Raw genomic sequence first — 6,831 nt, forward strand, 5'->3', positions numbered from 1 at the left:
CAAGCGGCCATCGAAGGCTCGCAAGGTGCCGACCCGGCCAAGCCTGCCGCCGAAGGACAGAACGGCGCCGCCCCGGCGACGCCGGTCGACCCCAACGCGCTGCCGGCAGACCAGCAACCGGTGCCGGCGCACGAGTTGCGTGAACGCCTGAACCTGTTCGACGACGCCGCACCGAAACCGGCCGCGCCGGGGACAGCGGCGCCAGCGCCAGCTGCTCCACCAGCCACTGCACCGGCCCCCGCGCCGAAGCAGTGACCGACAAAAAAGCCGACAGTGATGTCGGCTTTTTTGTGGCTGTCGATTGTATTAAAAGCCGCGCCGAATCCGATTTTTCAGTTGTTCGTGGAAAATCTCGGCATTGCGCTTATAGGTGCCGCTAAAGGATTCATTGCTCGAATCCAGCGTCATCGAGCGTTTGTTCGACACCTCCTCACGGTACGCATCGATAAAGAAATTCAGGTCATTGTTCGTGCTCAGCTTCGGCCACTTGTCCAGATACAGCGGCAACTCTGCCGGCCCGGTCTTGAACGAGCAGATGCGTCGGTTGCTGATGGTCGCTTCGCCGATTTCGAACGGCACCCACCACGACTGCGCGGTGGTCTCCGAGACCACCGCCAGCAGGTGCGTGCATTCGGTGATGTTGCGCGTGATGACCCCGGTGATGTCGTCGGTGGTCTGTGATTCCGGGTCGAGCACGTCGAGGTAGGTCTTGATGTTGGCCTGGATCAGGCGGCTGTTGATGGCGATCGCGTGAGCGCGATCCAGGTGGCGGTAGCTGATGAAGACGGGCATCAGAAATGTCCTTTTATGGCGAGTTCGCGGTAGTAGGCGCCGAGGGCGGTGAGGCGGCAGCCGGTGGAGTGAATGGCGGCGTAATACATATGCTCGGCGTCCACCGGTTCGATCAGGCTGTGGCGGTTGCACATCTGCAGTTGCTTGAAGATGTCGCCGTGCTCGGGGTCGAACAGCGCCTCGGTGGGCTCGTAGCTGGGATCGAGCCGGAAGACGAAACTTGGCTCGGGGAACCAGTCCTTGAGTTTGCGCAGGGTTTCCTCTGCAATCAGCGGCGCGACTTCGCGCAGCGGTACAAACTGCGAGACATTGGTCTTGAACACCGGACGCTGTTCCCAGGCCCCCAGCGCATTGTCGACAAACGAATAAACGCTACCGGGGGTGACCTTGCCGAGTACGTTGGCAGCGCCACCGTGCAGCGCTTGCAGCAACAGATCCGTGAAGACGCCGTGACCGCGACTTTCCAGAGCGTACTGTTCTTTTTTGCAGGCCGTGAGAATGGTCACGCCTTCGCCGATCACACTGCTGCCGCCACGCAGATTACGCATGGCGCCTGCTGCGCCGGCCTGGCAGCAATCGAGAATGATGATTTTGTTCTTGATGTGTGGTGCCTTGTCCGCCCACTCCAGAATATCGCTGATGCGGATCCCGTCTCCGCCAGGCTGATAGTCCTGGGGGATCAGCAGTCCTTCGTCGATGCTGATGTCGAACTGACCATGGCCGGCGAAGTACAGCAGGGCCACGTCACAGTCGCCTGAGAACAGACTCTGAATCTGCTGTTTCATGTGGCTGAGCGTGAGTTTTTCTTCGGCTGAAGTCAGCACTTTGCTGCTGAAGTTCGGTCGCCCGTTGGCATGACGCTCCAGCACCGACGCCATGGCCATGGCGTCGTTGTTACAGCCGCTCAAGGGTGAGACGTGGTCGTAGTGGTTGATGCCGATAAACAGTCCCTTGCGCATGGTTACACCGCCGTGTGCAGGCGAATCGCACTGATGATGCTGTTGGTGTTCCACGCGCACTCGGCGTGAGCGGCGTCACTGACCACCGTAGCCGTACGCTCGGCGCCGTGGGGGCGGATTGCGATGATGACCTTGCCCATCCGTTTGGCGATGTCGATCTCTTTCTGAATCCACTTGCTGTAGGCCGAGTACATGCCCGCCATCACCAGTACGGCCGAGCAGGGGCGAATCTTGTTTTCGATCGCTTCTTCGAGTTCTTTGTCGGTGCGGGCGCCGACAATTGGATTGTGCAGGGGCACCGAAAAATTCTTGAACGTGAAGGTGGGGTGGTCGTTTAACAGTCGAATCAGATTGTCGTGCGAACCGGAATAGTTCCACGAATGGCTGATGAACAAATGGTAGGTCTGCATGGGGGTCCTCAAGGTCGCGAAGGTGCGAAGGAGGAACCCAATCTAGGCATCAGGAATGAGCCTGCAAGGGGCGGGCGGTGAAAGAGAAATGTCCTGCAAGCGGGCGAGCGCCGGCCTGTCAGAAGGATCTGGCGTTTAACTTTTTCAGGGAGGTGTCAGACGGGGGCCGACATCCGGCAGCCCTCGGGCGAGGTGCTGCCGGTGCAGGTATTCAGTAGCCGTTTTCCGGCAGGCTGGCGATGATCGAGCGGTAGCTGTTCATGCGCTGCTGTTGCACGCGGCCATCTTCCAGGGCCTTGAGCAGTGCACAACCGGGTTCGCGGTCATGCTTGCAGTCGCGGAAGCGGCAGGTGCCGAGCAGGTCGTTGAACTCGATGAAACCGGCTTCGACGTCGGCGCGGCTGACGTGGCCCAGACCGAACTCACGGATACCCGGGGAGTCGATCAACTCGCCGCCGCCTGGAAAGTGGAACAGGCGTGCGGTGGTCGTGGTGTGCGTACCCTGACCGGACAACTCCGACAACGGCCCGACGCGGGTTTCGACTTCCGGCAGCAGGCTGTTGACCAGCGACGACTTGCCGACACCGGACTGGCCGACGAACACGCTGATGCGCCCATCGAGCTGCTTCTGCAACTGCTCCATGCCGTTGCCGTGATGCGCCGAGACTTCCAGCACCGGATAACCCAGCGTGCGGTACACCGCCAGCAGGGCATTGAGCGCCGGGGCGTTCTGCTCGTCGATCAGGTCGAACTTGTTCAGCAGCAGCAACGGACGGATGCCGGCGTGTTCCGCCGCGACCAGGTAGCGGTCGATCAGGTTGGCGTGCGGCTCGGGCAGTGGCGCGAAGACGATGACGATCATGTCGACGTTGGCCGCCACCGGTTTGAGCTGGCCACGGCTGTCCGGACGGCACAATTCGGTGGTGCGCGGCAGTTGCGCGACGATCACCCCGATGCCCTGGTTGCCGGCACGCCAGACCACCTGATCACCGGTCACCAGCGCCGGCAGGTTGGCGCGCAGATGGCAACGGAATACCTGGCCGGCCAGTTCGCCGTCCACGGCCTCGACTTCGACCTGCACACCGAAGTGGGCGATCACCAGGCCGTGTTGCTCTGGGCCCAGATCGCCGCCCTCGAGGGCTTCGACCGCCGAGGACTCGCGTTTGGCGGCGCGGGCGGCGCGCTCGCCTTGAATCTTTTCGATGCGCCAGTTTTGACGACGATTGAGTTGGCGTTTGGCCATGGGTGTTCCGTCTGAAGAATGCAGCGATTAGGTAAAACGGCCGCGAGTTTAGCACGCCCGGGCACCGGCCTAGGCTAAACTGCGCAGCATTGCCTAGGAGCCCGAATATGCAAAACCCGCAGAACCTGATCTGGATCGACCTGGAGATGACCGGTCTGGATCCGGAAAACGACGTCATCATCGAAATGGCCACCATCGTCACCGACAGTGACCTGAACACCCTGGCCGAAGGCCCGGTGATTGCCATTCACCACAGTGACGAAGTGCTCGCCCGCATGGACGAGTGGAACACCCGCACCCACGGCAACTCGGGCCTGACCCAGCGCGTGCGTGACAGCCGCATCAGCATGGCCGAGGCCGAGGCCGAAACCATCGCCTTCCTGGAAAAGTGGGTACCGAAGGGCAAGTCGCCGATCTGCGGCAACAGCATCTGCCAGGACCGTCGCTTCCTTTATACCCACATGAAAGGGCTGGAAAGCTACTTCCACTACCGCAACCTCGACGTGTCGACACTCAAAGAGCTGGCCGCACGCTGGGCACCGGACGTGCGCGACAGCTTCAAGAAGGGCAGCACTCACCTGGCGCTGGACGACATCCGCGAATCGATCGCCGAGCTGCAGCACTACCGCAAGCATTTCATCAAGTTCTGATGCTGTCCCTGTAGGAGCTGCCGCAGGCTGCGATCTTTTGATGTTGCTTGTAAAAAACAAGATCAACAGATCGCAGCCTGCGGCAGCTCCTACAGGGGGCATCGTGTTCGCGCCCTCTTCTGGTGCGGCGTTGAAATGGCTAGACTGCGCGCCTTCCTGCCAGGACCGCCGCCATGTTGCTGATGCTCTATCTGATCGCCATTACCGCTGAAGCCATGACCGGCGCGCTGTCTGCCGGACGGCGGGGCATGGACTGGTTCGGTGTGGTGCTGATCGCCTGCGTCACGGCGCTGGGGGGTGGTTCGGTACGTGATGTGTTGCTCGGGCACTATCCGCTGACGTGGGTCAAACACCCGGAATACCTGGTGCTTACTTCAGCCGCCGCAATGCTCACCGTGTTCACCGCCCGCTGGATGCGCCACCTGCGTTCGCTGTTTCTGGTACTCGACGCGGTCGGCCTGGTGGCGTTCACCCTGATCGGCTGCATGACCGCACTGGAAATGGGCCATGGCATGCTGGTGGCCTCGGTCAGCGGCGTGATCACCGGGGTGTTCGGCGGCATCCTGCGTGACATCTTCTGCAACGACATCCCGCTGATCTTCCGCCGCGAACTGTATGCCAGCGTCTCGTTCGCCGCAGCGTGGTGTTACATGCTGTGCCTTTTCCTGAACGTGCCGAGCGAACAGGCGATCCTGATCACCTTGTTCGGCGGTTTTCTGCTGCGGTTGCTGGCGATCCGTTTCCACTGGGAAATGCCCAAGTTCGTCTACAACGACGAGCATTAATGCATTTCCCTGTAGGAGCTGCCGCAGGCTGCGATCTTTTGACTTTGATTTTTAAAAGACAAGAGCAAAAGATCGTCCGATCGCGGCCCGAGCCTGCGGCAGCTCCTACATTTTGTGATTACACGAGACCGTGCTGTTTCAGCGCCCACTCGACGTGCTCGCGCACCAGCTCCGACGGATACTCTCGTCGCGCCTTCAACGCTTCCAGTACCGGAATCGTTGAAGGCGCATTCCCAAGCCCCACCGCCAGATTGCGCAGCCAGCGTTCGTAGCCTGCGCGGCGCAGGGGCGAACCCTCGGTGCTGCTGAGGAATTTGTCCTCATCCCACAGAAACAGCTCGGCCAGTTCGGCGTTGTCCAGATTGTGCCGTGGCTTGAAATCGCTTTCCCCGGATGGCCGGGCGAAGCGGTTCCACGGGCAGACGATCTGGCAGTCATCGCAGCCGAACACGCGGTTGCCGATCAGCGGGCGCAGGTCTTCGGGGATGGCGTTTTTCAGCTCGATGGTCAGGTAGGAGATGCAGCGCCGGGCGTCCAGCACATAGGGGCCGACGAATGCATTGGTCGGACAGATGTCCAGACACGCCGTGCAGCGGCCGCAATGTTCGCTGCTGTGCGGTTCGTCCACTGGCAGCGGCAGATCGACGAACAGTTCGCTCAGGAAGAAATAACTGCCGGCCTTGCGGTTCAATACCAGCGTGTTTTTACCGATCCAGCCCAGTCCGGCCTGCTCGGCAATGGCTTTTTCCAGCACTGGAGCACTGTCGACGAAGGCACGGAAACCGAACGGACCGATCTCGGCCTGAATCCTGTCGGCCAATTGCTGCACACGTTTACGGATCAATTTGTGGTAATCGCGGCCCAAGGCATAACGCGACACGTAGGCTTTCTCCGGTTGCGCGAGCCTTTGCGCCATTTGCGTGTCGCCGGGCAGGTAGTCCATGCGCAGCGAAACCACGCGCAAGGTGCCGGGAACCAGTTCCTCGGGATGCGAGCGTTTGCTGCCGTGGGCGCCCATGTAATCCATTTCGCCGTGGTAGCCGGCGGCGAGCCAGCGCTCCAGGTGCTGTTCATGCTCGGCCAGGTCCAGACCGCTGATGCCGACTTGCTGGAAGCCCAGCTCGCGGCCCCAATCCTTGATCGATTGGGCGAGGGCGGGCAGATCTGTGGTGATGGCGGACATGAGGCGAGAGAAACCGGAGCTGAGGTGCGTATAATTCTGCCAGACATCGGAGCCCGAAGACGCATGCCGCACACGAAAGATCAATTACCCGACGCGCTGTATGGCGCCGCACAGGTGCGAGCACTCGATACGCGGCTGATCGCCGCCGGTACCTCGGGCTTCGAATTGATGCAGCGCGCCGCGCACGCGACCTGGCGTGCACTGGTGCGGCAGTGGCCGACGGCGAACGAAATGACTGTACTTGCCGGTCATGGCAACAATGCCGGCGACGGTTTTCTGATCGCCGCCCTTGCGCACCGGGCCGGTTGGGCGGTGCGGGTGCTGGCAGTCGGTAATCCGCAACGCTTGCAGGGCGACGCTGCGCAGGCCCATGCGCTTGCACTGAACGATGGCGTGGACGTGCAGGGCTGGACGGCGCAAAGCGAGCTGCGCGGCGTTATCGTCGATGCTTTGCTTGGCACCGGGTTGGCCGGCGATGTGCGTGAGCCGTATGCCGCTGCGATCAAGGCGATCAATACCAGCGGCCTGCCGGTGGTGGCGGTGGATATTCCTTCCGGGCTGTCTGCCGATACCGGGCATGTCCTTGGCGTTGCGGTTCATGCTGATCTGACCGTGACCTTTATTGGCTTGAAAACCGGCCTGTTCACCGGGGACGCGGCGGATCAGGTCGGTGCGCTGGTGTTCAGCGATCTGCAAGCCGCAGCCGACATCTACCGTGACATTCCCGTCAGCGCTCTGCGTCTGACCACGGCTAATCTGCCGCGACTGGCTGTGCGCGCGCCGGCTGCACACAAAGGACGCTTCGGGCA

Annotated in this window: 7 protein-coding genes and 2 pseudogenes; 4 read left to right on the forward strand and 5 right to left on the reverse strand. The window is 61.4% G+C overall.

What is annotated here, in order from left to right:
* A pseudogene (locus tag DBR18_RS29790) lies at positions 1 to 255 on the forward strand (motility protein MotB); the annotation flags it as partial.
* 51 nt (positions 256 to 306) lie between these two features.
* Here DBR18_RS29790 and DBR18_RS23640 read toward each other — a convergent pair.
* The 4 genes from DBR18_RS23640 to rsgA form a co-directional block, all read right to left on the reverse strand.
* Positions 307 to 792 carry a toll/interleukin-1 receptor domain-containing protein gene (locus tag DBR18_RS23640; RefSeq protein ID WP_108592137.1) on the reverse strand — a complete coding sequence of 162 codons (486 nt, stop codon included), beginning with the start codon at positions 790 to 792 and terminating at the stop codon, positions 307 to 309.
* Positions 792 to 1,751: a caspase family protein gene (locus DBR18_RS23645; protein WP_108592138.1), complete on the reverse strand. Its 960-nt coding sequence runs from the start codon at positions 1,749 to 1,751 to the stop codon at positions 792 to 794. Before DBR18_RS23645 ends, DBR18_RS23640 begins: the two co-directional genes overlap by 1 nt.
* A gap of 2 nt (positions 1,752 to 1,753) precedes the next feature.
* Positions 1,754 to 2,161 (reverse strand): TIR domain-containing protein, encoded by a 408-nt coding sequence (locus DBR18_RS23650; protein WP_108592139.1) that lies wholly within the window; start codon positions 2,159 to 2,161, stop codon positions 1,754 to 1,756.
* 211 nt (positions 2,162 to 2,372) lie between these two features.
* The gene (gene rsgA, locus DBR18_RS23655; protein ID WP_007950741.1) at positions 2,373 to 3,404 is read right to left on the reverse strand and encodes a small ribosomal subunit biogenesis GTPase RsgA; all 1,032 of its coding nucleotides are present in this window, start codon (positions 3,402 to 3,404) and stop codon (positions 2,373 to 2,375) included.
* Positions 3,405 to 3,511: 107 nt separating this feature from the next.
* Between rsgA and orn the strand changes: the two genes are divergently transcribed.
* The gene (gene orn, locus DBR18_RS23660) at positions 3,512 to 4,054 is read left to right on the forward strand and encodes an oligoribonuclease (protein WP_025110157.1); all 543 of its coding nucleotides are present in this window, start codon (positions 3,512 to 3,514) and stop codon (positions 4,052 to 4,054) included.
* Positions 4,055 to 4,227: 173 nt separating this feature from the next.
* A complete protein-coding gene (locus DBR18_RS23670) occupies positions 4,228 to 4,839 on the forward strand; it encodes a trimeric intracellular cation channel family protein (RefSeq protein WP_085582906.1) in 612 nt (203 codons plus the stop codon).
* A gap of 118 nt (positions 4,840 to 4,957) precedes the next feature.
* Here DBR18_RS23670 and queG read toward each other — a convergent pair whose 3' ends face one another.
* Complete coding sequence (gene queG / locus DBR18_RS23675) at positions 4,958 to 6,022, reverse strand: tRNA epoxyqueuosine(34) reductase QueG (RefSeq protein WP_108592140.1); 1,065 nt, start codon at positions 6,020 to 6,022, stop codon at positions 4,958 to 4,960.
* Between the two features lie 63 nt (positions 6,023 to 6,085).
* Between queG and DBR18_RS29795 the strand changes: the two are divergent.
* Positions 6,086 to 6,831, forward strand: a pseudogene (locus DBR18_RS29795) (NAD(P)H-hydrate epimerase); the annotation flags it as partial.

The sequence above is a fragment of the Pseudomonas sp. HMWF021 genome, assembly GCF_003061005.1.
Classification (GTDB): Bacteria; Pseudomonadota; Gammaproteobacteria; order Pseudomonadales; family Pseudomonadaceae; genus Aquipseudomonas.

Coding starts and splice junctions, on each gene's coding strand:
- DBR18_RS23645 (WP_108592138.1), bottom strand. CDS start 1,751: ATGCGCAAGGGACTGTTTATCGGCATCAACCACTACGACCACGTCTCA.
- DBR18_RS23670 (WP_085582906.1), top strand. CDS start 4,228: ATGTTGCTGATGCTCTATCTGATCGCCATTACCGCTGAAGCCATGACC.
- rsgA (WP_007950741.1), bottom strand. CDS start 3,404: ATGGCCAAACGCCAACTCAATCGTCGTCAAAACTGGCGCATCGAAAAG.
- orn (WP_025110157.1), top strand. CDS start 3,512: ATGCAAAACCCGCAGAACCTGATCTGGATCGACCTGGAGATGACCGGT.
- DBR18_RS23640 (WP_108592137.1), bottom strand. CDS start 792: ATGCCCGTCTTCATCAGCTACCGCCACCTGGATCGCGCTCACGCGATC.
- queG (WP_108592140.1), bottom strand. CDS start 6,022: ATGTCCGCCATCACCACAGATCTGCCCGCCCTCGCCCAATCGATCAAG.
- DBR18_RS23650 (WP_108592139.1), bottom strand. CDS start 2,161: ATGCAGACCTACCATTTGTTCATCAGCCATTCGTGGAACTATTCCGGT.